Annotated in this window: 15 protein-coding genes; 7 read left to right on the top strand and 8 right to left on the bottom strand. The window is 42.6% G+C overall.

Translation table 11 applies throughout. The annotated features are described in order from the left end of the window. Positions 1-16: 16 nt before the first annotated feature. Positions 17-2,464 (bottom strand): GH116 family glycosyl hydrolase, encoded by a 2,448-nt coding sequence (locus F6K53_RS00915; protein ID WP_293079646.1) that lies wholly within the window; start codon positions 2,462-2,464, stop codon positions 17-19. A gap of 261 nt (positions 2,465-2,725) precedes the next feature. On the opposite strand from F6K53_RS00915, the gene F6K53_RS00920 reads away from it, so the two are divergent. After that, a complete protein-coding gene (locus F6K53_RS00920; RefSeq protein WP_293021965.1) occupies positions 2,726-4,588 on the top strand; it encodes a S8 family serine peptidase in 1,863 nt (620 codons plus the stop codon). A 62-nt stretch (positions 4,589-4,650) separates the two neighbouring features. Beyond that, positions 4,651-5,166: a hypothetical protein gene (locus F6K53_RS00925; protein ID WP_293021964.1), complete on the top strand. Its 516-nt coding sequence runs from the start codon at positions 4,651-4,653 to the stop codon at positions 5,164-5,166. 159 nt (positions 5,167-5,325) lie between these two features. Here F6K53_RS00925 and F6K53_RS00930 read toward each other — a convergent pair whose 3' ends face one another. Further along, positions 5,326-7,362 carry an ABC transporter ATP-binding protein gene (locus tag F6K53_RS00930; RefSeq protein WP_293065168.1) on the bottom strand — a complete coding sequence of 679 codons (2,037 nt, stop codon included), beginning with the start codon at positions 7,360-7,362 and terminating at the stop codon, positions 5,326-5,328. Between the two features lie 304 nt (positions 7,363-7,666). Further along, a complete protein-coding gene (locus F6K53_RS00935; protein ID WP_293021962.1) occupies positions 7,667-8,824 on the bottom strand; it encodes a glycosyltransferase family 4 protein in 1,158 nt (385 codons plus the stop codon). Between the two features lie 103 nt (positions 8,825-8,927). On the opposite strand from F6K53_RS00935, the gene F6K53_RS00940 reads away from it, so the two are divergent. Beyond that, complete coding sequence (locus tag F6K53_RS00940; protein ID WP_267875737.1) at positions 8,928-9,056, top strand: hypothetical protein; 129 nt, start codon at positions 8,928-8,930, stop codon at positions 9,054-9,056. Between the two features lie 2 nt (positions 9,057-9,058). Beyond that, a complete protein-coding gene (locus tag F6K53_RS00945; protein WP_293021961.1) occupies positions 9,059-9,262 on the top strand; it encodes a hypothetical protein in 204 nt (67 codons plus the stop codon). Between the two features lie 339 nt (positions 9,263-9,601). Here F6K53_RS00945 and galE read toward each other — a convergent pair whose 3' ends face one another. From galE to F6K53_RS00960, 3 genes are all read right to left on the bottom strand, one after another. Then, positions 9,602-10,633 carry a UDP-glucose 4-epimerase GalE gene (gene galE / locus F6K53_RS00950; RefSeq protein WP_293021960.1) on the bottom strand — a complete coding sequence of 344 codons (1,032 nt, stop codon included), beginning with the start codon at positions 10,631-10,633 and terminating at the stop codon, positions 9,602-9,604. Between the two features lie 18 nt (positions 10,634-10,651). After that, a complete protein-coding gene (locus F6K53_RS00955; protein WP_293079649.1) occupies positions 10,652-10,786 on the bottom strand; it encodes a hypothetical protein in 135 nt (44 codons plus the stop codon). A gap of 306 nt (positions 10,787-11,092) precedes the next feature. Then, a complete protein-coding gene (locus F6K53_RS00960; RefSeq protein WP_293021959.1) occupies positions 11,093-11,374 on the bottom strand; it encodes a hypothetical protein in 282 nt (93 codons plus the stop codon). Between the two features lie 244 nt (positions 11,375-11,618). Between F6K53_RS00960 and F6K53_RS00965 the strand changes: the two genes are divergently transcribed. Beyond that, positions 11,619-12,833 carry a DUF790 family protein gene (locus F6K53_RS00965; RefSeq protein ID WP_293065175.1) on the top strand — a complete coding sequence of 405 codons (1,215 nt, stop codon included), beginning with the start codon at positions 11,619-11,621 and terminating at the stop codon, positions 12,831-12,833. Here the strand turns inward: F6K53_RS00965 and F6K53_RS00970 are convergent. Then, positions 12,787-12,987 carry a hypothetical protein gene (locus tag F6K53_RS00970; protein ID WP_293021957.1) on the bottom strand — a complete coding sequence of 67 codons (201 nt, stop codon included), beginning with the start codon at positions 12,985-12,987 and terminating at the stop codon, positions 12,787-12,789. The genes F6K53_RS00965 and F6K53_RS00970 overlap by 47 nt on opposite strands. Before the next feature lie 169 nt (positions 12,988-13,156). Between F6K53_RS00970 and F6K53_RS00975 the strand changes: the two genes are divergently transcribed. Then, positions 13,157-15,208, top strand: a complete 2,052-nt coding sequence (locus tag F6K53_RS00975; RefSeq protein ID WP_293065177.1) for a hypothetical protein — start codon at positions 13,157-13,159, stop codon at positions 15,206-15,208. Positions 15,209-15,394: 186 nt separating this feature from the next. Here F6K53_RS00975 and F6K53_RS00980 read toward each other — a convergent pair whose 3' ends face one another. Then, positions 15,395-15,589 carry a hypothetical protein gene (locus F6K53_RS00980; RefSeq protein ID WP_293021955.1) on the bottom strand — a complete coding sequence of 65 codons (195 nt, stop codon included), beginning with the start codon at positions 15,587-15,589 and terminating at the stop codon, positions 15,395-15,397. A 132-nt stretch (positions 15,590-15,721) separates the two neighbouring features. On the opposite strand from F6K53_RS00980, the gene F6K53_RS00985 reads away from it, so the two are divergent. Next, the gene (locus F6K53_RS00985; protein WP_008185577.1) at positions 15,722-15,934 is read left to right on the top strand and encodes a helix-turn-helix transcriptional regulator; all 213 of its coding nucleotides are present in this window, start codon (positions 15,722-15,724) and stop codon (positions 15,932-15,934) included. Positions 15,935-16,287: the final 353 nt, after the last annotated feature.

Raw genomic sequence — 16,287 nt, forward strand, 5'->3', positions numbered from 1 at the left:
CATTACCTGTCTTTTTCTAGTTGGTATTATCGTTAAGCATTAAATAAACTGCCCAAATGCCCATGGCTCGCAAATAGTGACTAGCCCGGAATGTCCCTACTGCTGTAATCGCTTCTGGTGTCCTAAATTGCAAGCCATGATCATAAACCTGCCCCACCACTGCTTCAGTCATACCTAAAGCTTCATCTTTCATGCCTTGCTGAATCAGAAATGCTGCTAATCCAAAATTAATTCCTGTCCACACTTCCATCGGATGAGTAGCATCGGGATCTTCTGGTGTGCCATCGGGTCTGACTCCATTAGCTGCTCCCAGTTGACCCTGATGGAACTTTAAAAAACAGGCATCATACACAGTCTTGAGGGCTGAGAGAGTACACTCTGGTGGTACAATATCCGGTAATCCCAGTAACTGAGCATAAAATTGACCACATAACTGGTCTGCCATCACCACATCTGAGCCACTTTCACTATCTAGTTGATAGTACTGCCCATTCCACAGCTTTTCTTGATAAATTGGCATAGCTTGTGCTAACCATTGGCGATAGCAGTCAATGGTGTCTTGAATGGAATCTAGCTCAGGTACTTCTACTAATGGGGATGTTGGTGGATAATTCTTGGTCAGAATTTCTCCAATTGCGATCGCACTCTCTAAGGCCGCTAACCACAACCCCCCACAGTAAGCACTTACTCCCTGCAATCGCCAATCATCAAAGGTCTGATCTGGTGCGCCATAGTTTTCGGGGATCCCATCTCCATCTTGGTCAAACCCCTTGAGATAAGCCAGTGCCTTGACAATGGATGACCAGCACTCCCACAAAAAGTCTATATCTGTAGCGCTAGAAAAAACAAAATCCCGATAGACTTGTAAAACAAAGTCACTGGCTAAATCCTTCCACTGGTTACAATCCTGGTAGCTAGTATAATTGGTCTGTTGCCAAGGATGCTCATTGGGCGCTCCTAGGTCATGGGGAGTAGCATCCGCAATTTTACGGACAGCTTGAGCTTGGTTGTAGCCAATAATACGTATTGTTTCATCGCTGGTCGGGATAGCTCGGGCAAAGGCTTCTAACACCGCTTTATCCAGTTTCGGCCACAGCATTGCTAGGGCAAAAGAACCATAGAGCCGCACATCCAGGCTTTCGTACCAACGGTAATCTAGACATTCTAATACACCAAACTGTCCAATTGGGTCAAGTTCAGTTGCTGCTGTCCAGAGAGTACCGCCATCCGTGAGCAAGTAAAGCTCATTAAACAAGGCCATTTTGAACCAATTCGGTAAATCCTCCTGATTTAAAATCGGTTCTTGCCATGATTCAATTTGTTCTCGCCACAGATCATGGTGCTTGAGAGCAGTGCGCACCATTGACCAGCCATTATTACCGTTGCGTCCAAAAAAATCCGTGTATCTCCGGTAATAGTTAATACCTAATTTAAATTCTGTCACCGGGAAGTCCCAAGCCAGGATAAAGGTAATTTTGCGGGTTTTACCTGGACGAAGAGTAAAGCGAATTGCGATCGCGCACGCAATTTGTTCTCCTGGTGCCGCTGGGGTTTCATCTTGATGGTCTACCAAGCTACCATCCGTAGCAAAGGTATCCCAAACCTCAGCACCATCACCAACTGGATTCCAGCGACCGTGGTAAAATACCTCCATACTGGGATTAGTAACTGTAGCGAGGCACAATTGCCCTTCCCCTTCTTTAATCTCATCCCCCAGTCTCACCCGGTCTAGAACAAATCCGACCCGATAGTGATCCACAACCCACTGATTCAAATTCCCCGTACTATCTCCCCACCGAGGCTGGTACTCATACACCGGGCTGCCATCATCCCTTACCCGCACCTCGGGATTTTTAATTGCATTGGTAAACCAACCCACCATATTCTGCCAAGTGAGCATGATGCTAAGGGTAATGGGGGTATCAGTAGGGTTATGAGCGGTCCACTCAAACACCGCCACTGGGTAACTACTTTCCTGATAACATCCTGCCCAAATCGGGGAAAACTGCTCACAGGTTAGTTCAGTCTGAAAGACATTTTTATAGGTAAACCAACTGCGAGGATACAAAGCATAGTAGTGACCAGAAACCTCTGAGCTGTTTTCCTCACCTTTGCCTTGTGTTGGATACCATTGCCAAGAGCCCAGCTGAGCATCCTCTGGTGGTTGAGTACATAAAGCATAAGCCTGGGCTAGAGAATGCTCTGGTTGTTCAAATACACTAAATTGACAAGGGGGGAGGCTTTTAAAGATGTGTTCTCCCCCATCCAAGTGCCATAAATTAAAATCTCCTCGGGGAGAGCGACCAATACAACCAGCACCAAATCCCCCCAAGGGCATGCCGTGCCAGGGACCATCATCAAGATTACTTGGGTAACGGACAGTATAAGGGTTATCCCAGCCTAGTCCCAGGGGACGCTGCCAGCTACACTCAGGAATTTTTGGGCGTGGTGGTTGATAGATCATTCCCTGATTGTCACATGCTCACATAACTATCGATTAAATATCGATCAAGGTAAGACTTTATTGTAAACATTTACAACAAATCCAGCCCGCTTGGCATAAAAATCATGATCTTCTCCAGATATATCAATAGAGCAGGATCACAACATGTTGTTAATTACTATAGCTGCTGTAGTCAAGTTTGACAGTAAAACTTGACTGTTTCAATAGTCCTGGTCTGTAAATTCAAAAAAATTTCTCTAAGTGATCGCGAGGGAAAACAAAATGGTAACGAGAAAAAGCTTTTTCTTGTTGACGGGAGGTTTGCTCATTTCCTTAATGTTCCCGTTAATGGTAAAGGGTGAGGGCAAGCAAACCATCAGTGGTGAGTTTTACAATCCTTACCAAGTACCGGTAGACCGGGCTAACACTATCAATTCCGTGTTCATTCCTAAGACTGGTTCGTTTACTGACTTTAAAAGCAGTTTTATCCCAGACCAGAATATCTACAAGGTGAACTTTCCCATAGAAAAGAAACCTGACATAGGTAAACTTCGCCCGACCTCAAAGATCAGCCCAGCCCTAGAGCGGTTGCGCCAGATTAAGAGACCGAGTGATGATATTGAAGTCATTGTTACTTTCAAGGAAGACCGGCGAATTCCCCTCATGCCAGAATTAGGGCAAGGGGAGAAGCGTGGAGAGCGAGGTACGCGACGCCACAAGGCGATTGAAGAGCTCAAAGCAGCAAGAACTAAATCCCAGTTGAATCTAATTAAAAAAAACCAGGCATTCCGTACATTTAAACCAACTGAACACTTTTGGATTGTCAATGCTGTGGCTGGAAAGACACAGATTGGCAAGATTAACCAATTGGTTGAATCCCAAGATGTTGCTTACATTCAACCAGTAGAAGGAGGGGAAAAGCCACCGGACTCCATTAGCAACAATGATGTTGATGACGGTAGAGGTTTAATTGTATCCGATCCCTACTTCAATCTGGGACTAACTCAACCTTGGATTGGTCTTCTCGACACTGGAATCAGACGCACCCATGTCCTATTCAACTCCCCAAGCAATATTGCCTTAGTAAGAGATTGCGTTAACGGTGGTCCAAACTGCAACGATACTTCAAACCCTGGCTACGACCCCTTTGACACTTTCTGGAATCACGGAACTAGCTCCGCCGCCATTATCAGTGGTAACAATCGATTGGGGAATGCCTATCGGGGTGTGACTGGAATACGGCTAGACAGTTGGAACATCTATAGCAACTTTGGTCTCAATACCACCGCCACCCTTAGGGGCATTCAAAGAGGAATCGCTCTGTTTGATAAAGTACTTGTTGGAGAGATTCAAGCCAACGAGTCGGAAACAGGAACAATCGCCACCGCTGCTGATAATGCTTATGATGCTGGTGTGATTTTTGTATCTGCTAATGGCAACTTCGGACCTAGCAGTAGCACAGTTCGTTCTCCCGGAATTGCTCACAAGGTAATCGGAGTCGGCGGCTTCATGACAACTGATCAGACCCAGTACAATAGCCAGGGTCGTGGTCCAGCTACTGATGGTCGCTACAAGCCAGATATCCAAACTCCCACATTTAGCGAAACCGCTAGTAACGTCTCTGACAATGCTCTGAGGGTCTTTGGAGGAACTAGTGGGGCAACCCCTTACGCCGCCGCTGCTGCTATGCTTTCCCGCAATTGGCTCCGACAGTTCGGAACATTTGATCATGGTCAAACCTACGCCTTCATGATTCTTTACGGACAGAATCCCTATCCCTATAACAATACAGAAGGTGCTGGCCCTCTAAAGATGGCAACTAATGGTTGGGCAAATTGGGGTAAAGTAGTAGTAGGCAACGGAATGACTATTGACATTCCAATTAATGTCACTGCTGGCAAAAAAGATTTTGATGGTGCACTGTGGTGGCCCGAATCTGCATCCCAGGCTCACAACGACATTGATATCCACCTGATTGATCCCACAGGAACTGAAAGAGCCAGGGGTTTCTCAGCTGTGAGTGTATTCGAGCGAGCAAGGGTTTCCGGTAGTCTGACACCTGGTACTTGGAAGATTCGGATTCGTGGATTTAATGTCCCCACAGGCTCCCAGGTGGTTTACTGGGCATCCCACATCCGTAACTAATCTGTAACTAATCCGTAACTAGCACATAGTACTAGCTTATAGTACACAGGAAGATAAATGTTATGCAAACAAATTATCGGATCCTACTCATAGCAATCATCTTCCTGGGCGCTAGTTGTCTTGGATGTGAACTGGGCAAAACCACTCCAGACGGTTTGGCAACCGTCTGGAAACCTTCAACTACACCATTGAGAGTATTACCAGTATCACCTTGGTACAGGCGATTGGTCAAACCTGAGGCTCTCTTCCTCACCCAAGCGAGTATGGATAACAACAGACAGACTTTAACAATTTTTGCGGACAAACCCTTTTATCGTGAACGACCAGAACCTGAGATAACTTTAACAGGAGTTTTGCAATCATCCCCTGTTCGGGTTGGTCCCAATACACGAGATATGCCCTTCAAGCTTGAAACTCAAACAGAAACCCTGAGTGTCTACGTCAGCAGTCGTGAAGAAGAAATATTGGATCGATTTGTTAATCGCAAGGTGAGGGTGATTGGTAAGCGAGTTGACCAGCGTGCAGAGGGTTATGACTTCGAGATCTGGATTGGCTCGATTAGTACAAATGATGATTAATTATCTACTAAGCATTCAGCTGATCGCTGATAGCTGAATGCTTACAATTGTTAACTGGAGTACGATTACCGATTACCAATGACCGCTTACCGATTACCAATAACCCCACAATCCTATGTTGCATCCCTTTTAGGGATTTTAGATAAAAGGGATCACAAATCAGGCTATTGATTTTATAGTTGAGCTTTCTTCTAAAGACTCCAAGGTTTTAAGCAGACGAACTGCTGAGTGATAGGCTTCTTCAGTTAATTCCTGACGTTCCTGAGAGCTATCAACTAGGTCATTCACCACTAACTGCAAGCAAACAATCATTGGGGTCAGGTGAGTTCGCACTTCATGGGAGGTATTGACTAACTCCTTTTTGACCACATTTTTAACCTCTCCATTGCTATTGTGCTCAAACTGCATCTTGTACAAACGAGAGTAGTAACCGTCCTTGTTAAGCAGTTCCTGATGGGTGCCAATCTCAACCACTTGCCCTTTGTCCATAACCACGATTTGATCAGCTTTTTGGATCGTGGACAGTCGGTGAGCAATCACTACCGTTGTGCGATCGCGACAGAGTTCATCAATAGCTTGTTGTACTAGCCGTTCGGAAACCGTATCTAAGGCACTGGTTGCTTCATCTAAAATTAAAATATCTGGATTGCGCAGCAGCGCCCGGGCAATGGCCATGCGTTGGCGTTGTCCACCGGATAAGAGTACACCGCGATCGCCTACTTTGGTATCAAACCCGTCGGGTAATTCAATGATAAATTCATAGGCATTAGCTCGTTTCGCTGCTGCCATAATATCTGCCTCGGTAACATCTTTCATTCCATAAGCAATATTGTTGCGCACGGAATTATTAAATAAAAACGTATCCTGACTGACAACCCCCATAGCTTGTCTAAGGGAACGAATATCGTACTCCTTCAAATCTGTGCCATCGATAGTGATTCGTCCTTCAACTGGGTCATAAAATCGTGGCAACAAATCTGCCAAAGTTGACTTACCGGCACCGGAAGCACCCACTAATGCCATAGTAGTGCCTTTGGGAATCGACAAATTCACGCCATTGAGTACCAAATCCTGATGACCAGGATAGGCAAACGAGAGATTTTCTATGCGAATTTCTTGGGATAGCTTCGTGTAGATATTTTTGCCATTGGTCATAATCGGTTTGTTGTCTCGCTGCAAAAAATCAGCCACGATTGCTGTACTAGCAGACACATTAGCAAACCGACTTCTTTGCCCATTCAACTGACTGATTACTGGTAACAAACGGAATAGTAAGAATAAATAAATCCCCAAAACAGTAGAGATCGCTTCCAGTTCTTCTGCTGAACTATCTTGCAACAGGAGATTTTTGCCCACAAAGACGATGGCTAAAATTGCCAATATTCCCGAGACTTCATTAATGGGGTTAATTGCCGCAAAATTAGCCTGGGATTGAAATTCAGCCTGTTCCCGTTCATCAATAACTTTTTCAATCCGTTGATATTCATCTTGTTCATTACTCACTGATTTTATTAACCGAATTCCCGTTAATATTTCCAGTAATGATCCTGAATATTTTCTGGATTTTTCTGATAGAATTTTACCAAATTGCTTAGACCGCCTAACAAAAAATTGATTAATAATGAATACGCCCAATAATAAAATACTTGTTGCAATAGTTAGTTGCCAGGAAATCGAGATTAGAAGAAATACAAATACAAAAATTGTGATTACCGTCGTAAATAATTGAATGGCAATTTTAATGGCATTAGCGGCTCGACCAATTTCTTGACTAATCCGATTTATAATATCACCAATTTTGGTCTTAGCATAAAAATCTAGATCCAGATCCAGGAGTAATTTAATCCCTTCTTTACGAAAGGTATTAATTAATTTTTTGGATAAATGGGTAGACACTAAGATATTGACATAGTTAGCTACATTTTTCAGGACAATAGCTAAGAGCACTACAAGTACCATTATCAGCACGCGATCGCCCCCTTCAAACCCCTCAAAAAGAGCCATGGTTTTCTGAATGATAGGGGGGGCTTTGCTTAGCTCTAGTTTCTTTTGACCTAAAAACTCCAGCACTAACGGTACAATTATCGTTGTACCGACACTATTAAACATGGCACTGGAAAATCCCAGCAAGACAGTCAATACAATCAAGATAGGATGGCGTAGTGCGTAGCTAAGGAGTAATCGATTAGGAGACATGATTACTGTTTTTTTATTGTTGAGTGTTGACTGTTGACTGTTGGTATAGGGGACAGGGTAAACGCATCTTGTCAATAAAGCGAGGGTAGTTCTCAATAAACCTGGCCTTATTGTGCTTATTGACAATGGCTTTTCCACATATAGTGTTTATTTGATTTTAAAAACACTATATATATAATTAAAAAAATTAGATGCGTTTACCCTGGTAAAGGGGAAGACTTACTTGTGCTCCATTCAAGCATAAACAGTCAACAAAAAAGCTGTTAGTTACTGAGCAAAATTATATGTTGAACAGCTTAGCAGATTATAAATCAGCAATAACATCTGCAATAACTGCCGCCATGGCATCAACACTATGGTACTTCACACATAGCTCCCTGGCTTGAAGTCCTTTATGATTGGCAGCATCTAGATTCTGAAATATCTGTTGAATCCCCTCAGCTAGTTGTTGTGGCGAACTAGGCTCAACCAAATAACCGGTATCACCTAAAATTGTTGGGATATCCCCAACACGGGTAGACAACACTGGCTTAGCCATTGCCATACCATCTGTCAATTTTAAGGGAAACTGAGCTCTAGCCGCCAGAGTATCTCGCTGGGGAACCACCACAATATGAGCTGCTGACACGACCTCTGGCATTTCTTCGACTGGGGTTCTGGGCAATTTAATAATCCAACGTCCCCATTTTTTGATGAGTTGTTGATCATAATCATCATAGGGACTGCCTCCGACAATCACCAATCTTAAGTCTGGCTGATTGAGATACTCTAGCGCTACTAAAACATCTTCAACTCCTTTGTGGGGTCGTGGCGCACCAGGAAACATTAATACCCGATACTCCGATAACCCATAACGCTTCCGGCTGTGTTCTGGGTCATAGTGCTCGGGGTCAAACAGATCGGTATCTTTACCATTGGATAGATAGACACCACCGAAGCGTTCCTTGAGAAACTGAGTATCTATAGTGATAGCATCAGCATAATTGACGAAGTTTTCTAGCCATTTGATATACAGGGGATGGTCTGGATATCTCAATTGACCATCTTTGGTAATAATATCCCTACCGAACTGTTTAAGGGTTGGACGATACTGCCATTGGTCCCCACCATACCAACTTAGCTCCCAATCATCCATATCCAGGATGATTGGACGACGGCTAGTAAACTTTTTCAGCACAGACAGACCAAAACTGGTGGGTTTGGGTTTTACGGCATAGATAATATCGCCATCTATATTTTTTAACAGGTCTCGGGCAGCGGTTAAGACTCCAGGATATTTACCACCAGGGACGGAAGTAATGGTAAAACCAGAAGGAGGAGTGGCATATAACTCCTTCCCAAACATAAATCCCACAATCTCTATGGCATAGTTGAGCTTTTTCAGGACTTGTCCGAGCAAAAATGCCCGGATAGCACCACCTCCGGACAAGTCACTGACAACTAGGGAAACTTTTTTGTTCATCGGATTTTGATAAAACTGGTACACGATACATGGTGATCAACCTCTCGTGTGAAAGTGATTAGTCCCCTCGGGTTTAGCAAGATGTCCCAACTACCACGCACTAATGGTCACTAAAGAGGGAGTTGGGAGTCGGGAGTCGGGAGCGGTGCGACCCGTGGCGAATTTAATTACGGGTCAAGCGCAAGCCCTGGGAGTCGGGAGTAGGGGTAACAAAATTGAATTTACCTCATAATTATGGAATTGTCCGATAATCTCAACTCGGGAGCTATTCGGAAGTGCTTACCAGCTAAACCCTTAGTGCTAAGGGTCAAATCTCAGGAAGACCAACCATTACCTTTCGATTTAGGTGGGGTGATTGACACTTTGCTAGATAAAGACTTTAATCAGGGAAATGGAAAATGGCGCATAGAATCAGAATTCCCGTTTCAAGTGCTATAATCTCAGGTGTGATCAACTATCACCCTTTCCACACCCTAATCTAATCAAACAAAAAATCGACGAACGACACTAACCCCTAAAGCGTTGAACGTTTCAGGGGTGTGGTAGATAGAAATTTAGAATATAGTTCAGAAGGGGAAGAAGGGAAACACAGGGAACAGAGGTAAGTAAAACTTGACCATTAGATCTGGCCAATCGGCAACCCTGTCCCTATGTCCCTACTACATAGTTTTAGATCTTGGAATTGGTGATTATAGTTAATCCTTAATTATACCCTACAAGGGACGCCTAAGGCGAACATCCTTAATCCTTAATCCTTAATCCTTAATCCTTAATCCTTTATGCTACGGGAACCCTAAGGACATTATCCTTGACCCCATGGCGCTTCTGATGCCATTGCCAGGCGTGGGACAAGATGGTGTTGATATGGGAATATTGGGGATACCAACCCAGAAGTTGTCTGGCTTTGTCACTACTACCGACCAAAGCGGGGGGATCACCAGGACGGCGATCGCATTCTATAGCTTTGATGTTTTGTTTTGTGACAAATCTGGCTGCTTCAATGACTTCTTTGACTGAGAAGCCGTTGCCATTGCCTAAGTTAAAGATTTGACTATCCCCACCCTTTAACAAATAGTCCAACCCCAAAACATGAGCAGAGGCTAAATCTTTGACGTGAATATAGTCCCGAATACAAGTTCCGTCAGCTGTGGGATAATCGGTACCAAACATGGAGATGGACTCCCGTTTACCTAAAGCAGTGAGCAGCACTAAGGGGATAAGGTGGGTTTCGGGAGTGTGATCTTCCCCTAGCCTACCCTCTGGGTCAGCACCAGCGGCATTAAAATAGCGGAAGGTTACGGATTTTAAATCATAGGCGGTATGGAAATCCGATAGAATCCGCTCTACCATTAATTTACTCGCCCCATAAGGATTAATTGGGTTTTGGGGATGATCTTCTGGAATCGGTACAGTTTTTGGTACCCCGTAGGTAGCACAGGTAGAGGAAAAGACTAATTTCTTAATAGATGCTGCTACCATAGCTTCCAGGAGTGTTAGTGTCCCGGTGACATTATTGCGGTAATATTTAGCAGGGTCAGTTACCGACTCTCCTACATAGGCATAGGCAGCAAAGTGCATCACTGCACTGATATCATAGTCACTAAAAAGATTGTCGAGTAATACCCGGTCATTGGTATCACCGACAATTAGCTTCACCTTTAGAACGTCTTCGACTATGTCTCGATGACCATAGACTAAATTGTCTAGAACCACCACGTCGTAGCCAGCTTCCAAGAGTGCTAATACAGCATGGGAGCCAATATATCCGGCACCCCCTGTAACTAGCACAGTTGCTTTGGATTGCGACACTTGAATACCTCGCGCTTACTAGATTTTTGCTTTTACCAAATTATTCCCTGGGATAGCTTGTAATTCCGCAAAATTCGGTAAAATAGCAATCCCATTAGGAGATGCCAGAGTTGATTTGGTGATGCTTAAACCTAATTGTGACGCAATAGTCAAGCTGATTAATTATGCCGCTTAATTATTCTGGCTTCAAGCCCCACGTCCTAGCGGTAAGGAGGTCGTGGGATTCAATGCCTGTCAGATGCGCTTTGACAACAGTTAAAACAATGTCCCATCCATCAGGATGCTCACGGGGGAGTGCTTATCTAGTTTGGGGTAAGGTAGTATTTCTGAGATAATCACAACCAAGATGGATGTCTTAAGGAAACCCTGAGGCTAATAACGGCTAATAACAAAGGCTTGGTTGTCATCCCACACTTTCGAGATAGCAAAGTGTGGGTGGTTATCACTGTGCGTCCCTAATCAACTAACTTGACAATCAACTAATTTCACACGACCAGTCTGAACATTATCAAATATCCGATTAATCTGGTGGCGTTCTGCGTCGCTTATATTGTAATCGCAGAGGAAGGCACTCGTCAGCTGTAAATACTCTTGACGGCTCAATTGACCCCTGGTAATCATCTGGTTTACCATTGTCTCTATGTCCAGGTTGGATTGGCGTTCAGGTGTAGACGCCACAGATTTATGGTTTAGTCGGTGGGAAATCAAAAATGGCCATTCTGGGGATAGAGCGATTTTCATGGTTATTTAGCACCTCTGTATAATTCAATCGAGCCAACCTTAACGGTTAGGGTCAAAGGAAGTATTTCGAGTAAAGAATAAATTTTGGTATAATAGTTTACTAAAAACCTCCTTGAACATTTACTCTCTGTTTATTCTCTGTACCAGGTAAGCTGGCAGTGTCTTTACCCGTTTATTATTATCATGACACCGCCATTAAAAGCAAGATATCACAGCAAAGAAAGAAAAAAACACTTAATTATTAATGCTACCGACTGATTTGCTAATTAGTAGACAAAATGGCGAAGAAATAATTCCCAAACGGTTGCTGATTAACAATCAGACCTGTGCTATGGCAGCTGAGTTAATCCACTGCTTTATTGAGGCTACTGGTAGTACCCAAGGGGAACTAGACCGTAAGTTGTCTGATTGGGAAGGAGATAGTCCTGACTACCGGGTTAAACGAGGTTTAGCCCATATTCTTAAAACGAGCTTCAGTACCTTTGAAGTTGTTAGCCCCATAGACCCTAAGGAACTCCGTCAACGAGTCTTTGCTCTGGCGGCTCAATCTGTTCCTAGTCGCCAGGCAACTCAAGAGACTCTAGAAACCCTCAGCACTGCTTTATCTAAGGAATTAAACCAGGAAGTGTTGCCTGAGCAAATTTCTAAAGGACTTTATGCGGATTTACACGAAAATCGTATTCTGACTCAGTTCGATCACCCAGCACCAGAGGCATTACTACATCGCTATAATTTATCTCAAGTTCAGGGTATTTTTTATCGGGCATCTGAGATGACTCTGAATGCTCACCGGAATGTTCCAGGGGAGTATAAGCTATTAATCCGCTATTTGAAGTTGTTTCAGCTGATGACCTACATTGAAGGGGATGCGGATCATGGCTTCACGATTACTATTGATGGACCGACTAGTTTATTTAAGCCGAGTACTCGCTATGGTTTAGCGATCGCAAAACTGATTCCAGCCTTACTACACGTTACTAAATGGAGTCTCAAGGCTACCTTACAAAGCCGTGACCCTTACAGCGGTACGATCAAGACGGGGCATTTTAGCCTTAATGACCGCTGTGGCTTGGTGACTCACTATCCCCCTGGTAAACCCTACGACAGTATGTTAGAAGCTTCCTTTGCTAAGCGTTGGGAATCTCAGAAAACTGAGTGGGTCTTAGAGCGAGAAGTGGATTTAATTCCTATTCCTGGTAGTGTGATGGTGCCCGACTTTCGGATTGTTCATCCTGATGGGCGAAATTTCCTATTAGAAATTATTGGTTACTGGCGTCCAGAGTATTTAAGGAAGAAATTCGCTCAGGTGCGCAAGGCCGAATGTGACAATTTGATTCTGGCGATTTCGGAACGGTTAAATTTGGATAAAGCTGGGGTTACGGTGAAGAATTTACCAGCTCAAGTTGTTTGGTTTAAGGATAAACTTTCACCGAAAGCTGTGTTGGAGCTTTTGGAATAGTTTGGGGAAAGGTACAGTTGTTGAGGGTTATAGCAGGGAGCAGGGAGTAGGGAGTAGGGAGTAGGGAGTAGGGAGTAGGGAGTAGGGAGTAGGGAGTAGGGAGTAGGGAGTAGGGAGTAGGGAGTAGGGAGTAGGGATGCATCGCTTTTCTCATACTTCGTGCTCTGTTGACAACAAGGATAGGTTGACAATGTAAACTTTTATTACTGGATTCAAAACTTCTGGACAAAAGAGTGTTAATAGTGCTGATAGACTTCTTTCGTTAGTCTGTAGTCTATGGGCTTACTCAGTTTCTCTATGCCGGTGATTACCCCTGATGCTATATGCTTAACTATTTTCAAAGTCTGCCTTATTCTGTAAAGGTTATTTTAGGATCGTTCATTGTTGGATTTATCTTGGCTGGATTGCTAAATATAAGTTACTTCCCCTCAATTTTAACTACACTTAATGATGAGGGTTTAGTTGACGTTACATTATTGGTTCAAACAGAAGACAATCAACCTATAGAAGGTGCAGAAGTACAATTTCACAGTAAGGGAGCACCAACAACTAAATATACTACAAAAAGTGGCTATGCTGAAATTAAAGTACCTGATCGAGAAAGTGTTGAAATTAATATAACTAAAGAAGGGTATGAAATTTTAGTGGAAATAATTAATCTGGAGGTAGATCCGGACACCAACAGAAAATTCAAATTAAAGTCTAATAAGTTATCAAAGTTAGAGTTGAAGATTGATTATCAACACTATACAGCGGAAAATGAAGTTTTTCCACTAACTCTATCCTTAATGAAACCGGATCTAAACAGTCCTTTAATTCAAAAAATATTGCAAACCATTGATATTGATAGTGTTCCTTTAGTAGCTCGTAATGATGTTTTTAACAACATCAATAAATTCATAAATGAGAGTGGCAATCAAGAAGTAATAAATGTTACTTCGGGTGTTCAGATCGCGAGTCAAGATAAATTGGATGATACTAAAGTATTAGTAAATAGAGAAGAAGGAGTTGGGGACTTTTCATTAGAATACACAAATAATTCTATTAAATTTCTACAAGATGATTTCTGTGAGAATTTGAGTTATGCACCGGTTTTAGGTCAATTTAATACCGATGATGACAGTAAATATACATTTTTAATGTATAATCATGATCAAGGAAAAGTACTTGGGAATATTATACAATACCCAAAGCTTTCAGATATTGTTAAGTATGGACAAAAAGATTACTATCGTTTGAGTGCCTGTAAAAATCGGGACGTTTGGATTAAAAATATTATTGCTAATAATCCTGATTTTCGTGGTTTGCTCGGCTTTAACTATCCATTTGTTATTGATATAAATGAATTTGAATCTTTTGGCTGTGGAGGCAATGGAGCAATTTTTTCAATTGAAAAAATTGCTTCATTGCCTTATGTTAAATTTATTGATTTGGTCAACAATAATCAAGAACCGGTCAGGATAAATTCTATAACTTATGATTCCATTAAAAAGAGTCCTTACGAGCTTACAGTTGCAGATCAAAGGAGTAGCATTTTTGAATCTAGTGATACTTGGACACAAGAACTCAACATTTCTTTGAAACCTGGGAATAATTTTTTAATCCCCATAGAGTTTGGTTTTAATGCTCAATATATTGAGGAGTATTATCATAATCTGGGTTTAAAATATTTTGATAAAAGTAAACTTGTTAATCTTAAAGATATTTATGTTACGAAGGCTTTATCGAAGCCAGAGTCGAAAAAATTTTCCAATACGTCAGATTATAAACAGCAAAACAGACTACTTACGACTCCTATCACTCTTTCTCAAGAGTTTATAAACAGTACTAGTTCTTTAAGTGAATTATCGGAGTTAATTCCTAATAGAATTGCTGTCGGTTCGATTTTAAATGTTAAGTCAATAAAAATAAATGGTAAAAGCATCGATATATTACCACCCAGTGATGAGCCTACTGTCTATATATCCACTTATCTACAGGCTGGAAGTTGTCCATACTTGGTGGTTTATGATCCTAAACAAGATGGCTGGTTAGAACTAGGCACAATTTTATATGCCAGAAAGAATAAATCCTTACAGCAGGAGGAGTTGCATAGCCTGGGGGATAGCGTATCGAAAATTAGGATAGAGGAACGAGAAGCAGAAATTACTTATATTGATGCACTTTCAATTGTTTACACTGACCCCGAAACAGAAAAGGTAGAGGAAGTCATTTATCCAATGACTGAGTTACAAAAGGTGGATGAAGACTATTTTAGTCTACATCAAGGAGAGGCTTTAGAGATTGACTTGGAACAATTTATTCCCGCTAATGCTTCCGATGTCAAACTCAAGATTAATGGTTATTACCAGGTTTTACAGGAAGAGCTGTCCTAATTTGGCCTATGGCAACGATGCTTGAATTATACTCCTAAGCCAAGATTGATAGGACTTTTGGCATAATTTAGTACATTAGTACTGGTTAACTTCAGTTAAAGGATTCGGTTAAAGGTAGAAAGAGGTTTTCCCTTTAACCTTTAACCGTCACCAAGGGCAATTTAGCCCTGCAGTTTCCCAACAGGATTATTCCTTCAAGGGTGTTTCAAATATCACCACATGGTTGAAATTGGGCAGCAAACGCTGAAGAGCTTGCTGATAGGCTTCCGCATCACTGCGCCGATGAAATCGAGCTACGGTTATGCGTTGCATCTTAGGTAGGTGCCGAATGACACACCACGGCTTTAATCGGTCTCGGTAAGTTTGTCGAGTTGATATCATATAGTGAAATACCCCATTTCTATGGGTTGTTTTAAGAAAGGCGATCGCCCAGTAGTTTTGCGGCCTCTTGGGTGATCGCCGAATATTCTATTTACTAGTAAATATGTAGTTGCGTAGTTTGTCAAGTCCAAAATGGGATTAATTAGGTTACGAGTTCGAGAATTAGCAGCGGAGAAGGGTTGGACCTTGAAAGAAGTTTCCGATCGTTCTGGAGTAACCTATAGCACTGTGGCTAGTTATGCCCGACGTGACGCCATGAGTATGACGGACTTTACAGCAATTCTGAAGCTAGCCCGGGCCTTTGATGTTATGGTTGAAGATTTGGTAGAGGTTATCGAAGAGTAGGGAGTCGGGAGTCGGGAGTCGGGAGTCGGGAGTCGGGAGTCGGGAGTCGGAACCCACCCCTAACCCCTCCCAGGAGGCAGGGCTGTTTCATTCTCGCCAAAAATAGATGGGGAGATGGGGAGATGGGGAGATGGGGAGATGGGGAGAAAAGGAGCGCGAATAGTCGGAATTTTGGCCAAATTTATCTAACCCTCCTCGAAGGCCGAATCACGAATTGTTAGTCATTGGAGTTGCTTCCTCCCAACTAATTTGTCAGATTTTAATGACTAAATTGGCGGATTTTTCGGGAAATTTTAGTTTATTTCCCTATCCCCCTATCCCCCTATCCCCCTATCTCCAATAATCGTTAACTT

This window comes from Moorena sp. SIO4A1, from assembly GCF_010672065.1.
Lineage (GTDB): Bacteria > Cyanobacteriota > Cyanobacteriia > Cyanobacteriales > Coleofasciculaceae > Moorena.

Excerpts from the sequence above, each read along its gene's own strand:
- F6K53_RS00945 (WP_293021961.1), top strand. The coding sequence starts at position 9,059 with ATGGAATTGTCCGATAATCTCAACTCGGGAGCTATTCGGAAGTGCTTA.
- F6K53_RS00960 (WP_293021959.1), bottom strand. The coding sequence starts at position 11,374 with ATGAAAATCGCTCTATCCCCAGAATGGCCATTTTTGATTTCCCACCGA.
- F6K53_RS00975 (WP_293065177.1), top strand. The coding sequence starts at position 13,157 with ATGCTTAACTATTTTCAAAGTCTGCCTTATTCTGTAAAGGTTATTTTA.
- F6K53_RS00920 (WP_293021965.1), top strand. The coding sequence starts at position 2,726 with ATGGTAACGAGAAAAAGCTTTTTCTTGTTGACGGGAGGTTTGCTCATT.
- F6K53_RS00965 (WP_293065175.1), top strand. The coding sequence starts at position 11,619 with ATGCTACCGACTGATTTGCTAATTAGTAGACAAAATGGCGAAGAAATA.
- F6K53_RS00925 (WP_293021964.1), top strand. The coding sequence starts at position 4,651 with ATGCAAACAAATTATCGGATCCTACTCATAGCAATCATCTTCCTGGGC.
- F6K53_RS00935 (WP_293021962.1), bottom strand. The coding sequence starts at position 8,824 with ATGAACAAAAAAGTTTCCCTAGTTGTCAGTGACTTGTCCGGAGGTGGT.
- F6K53_RS00980 (WP_293021955.1), bottom strand. The coding sequence starts at position 15,589 with ATGATATCAACTCGACAAACTTACCGAGACCGATTAAAGCCGTGGTGT.
- F6K53_RS00985 (WP_008185577.1), top strand. The coding sequence starts at position 15,722 with ATGGGATTAATTAGGTTACGAGTTCGAGAATTAGCAGCGGAGAAGGGT.
- F6K53_RS00915 (WP_293079646.1), bottom strand. The coding sequence starts at position 2,464 with ATGATCTATCAACCACCACGCCCAAAAATTCCTGAGTGTAGCTGGCAG.
- F6K53_RS00940 (WP_267875737.1), top strand. The coding sequence starts at position 8,928 with ATGGTCACTAAAGAGGGAGTTGGGAGTCGGGAGTCGGGAGCGGTGCGA.
- F6K53_RS00970 (WP_293021957.1), bottom strand. The coding sequence starts at position 12,987 with ATGAGAAAAGCGATGCATCCCTACTCCCTACTCCCTACTCCCTACTCC.
- F6K53_RS00930 (WP_293065168.1), bottom strand. The coding sequence starts at position 7,362 with ATGTCTCCTAATCGATTACTCCTTAGCTACGCACTACGCCATCCTATC.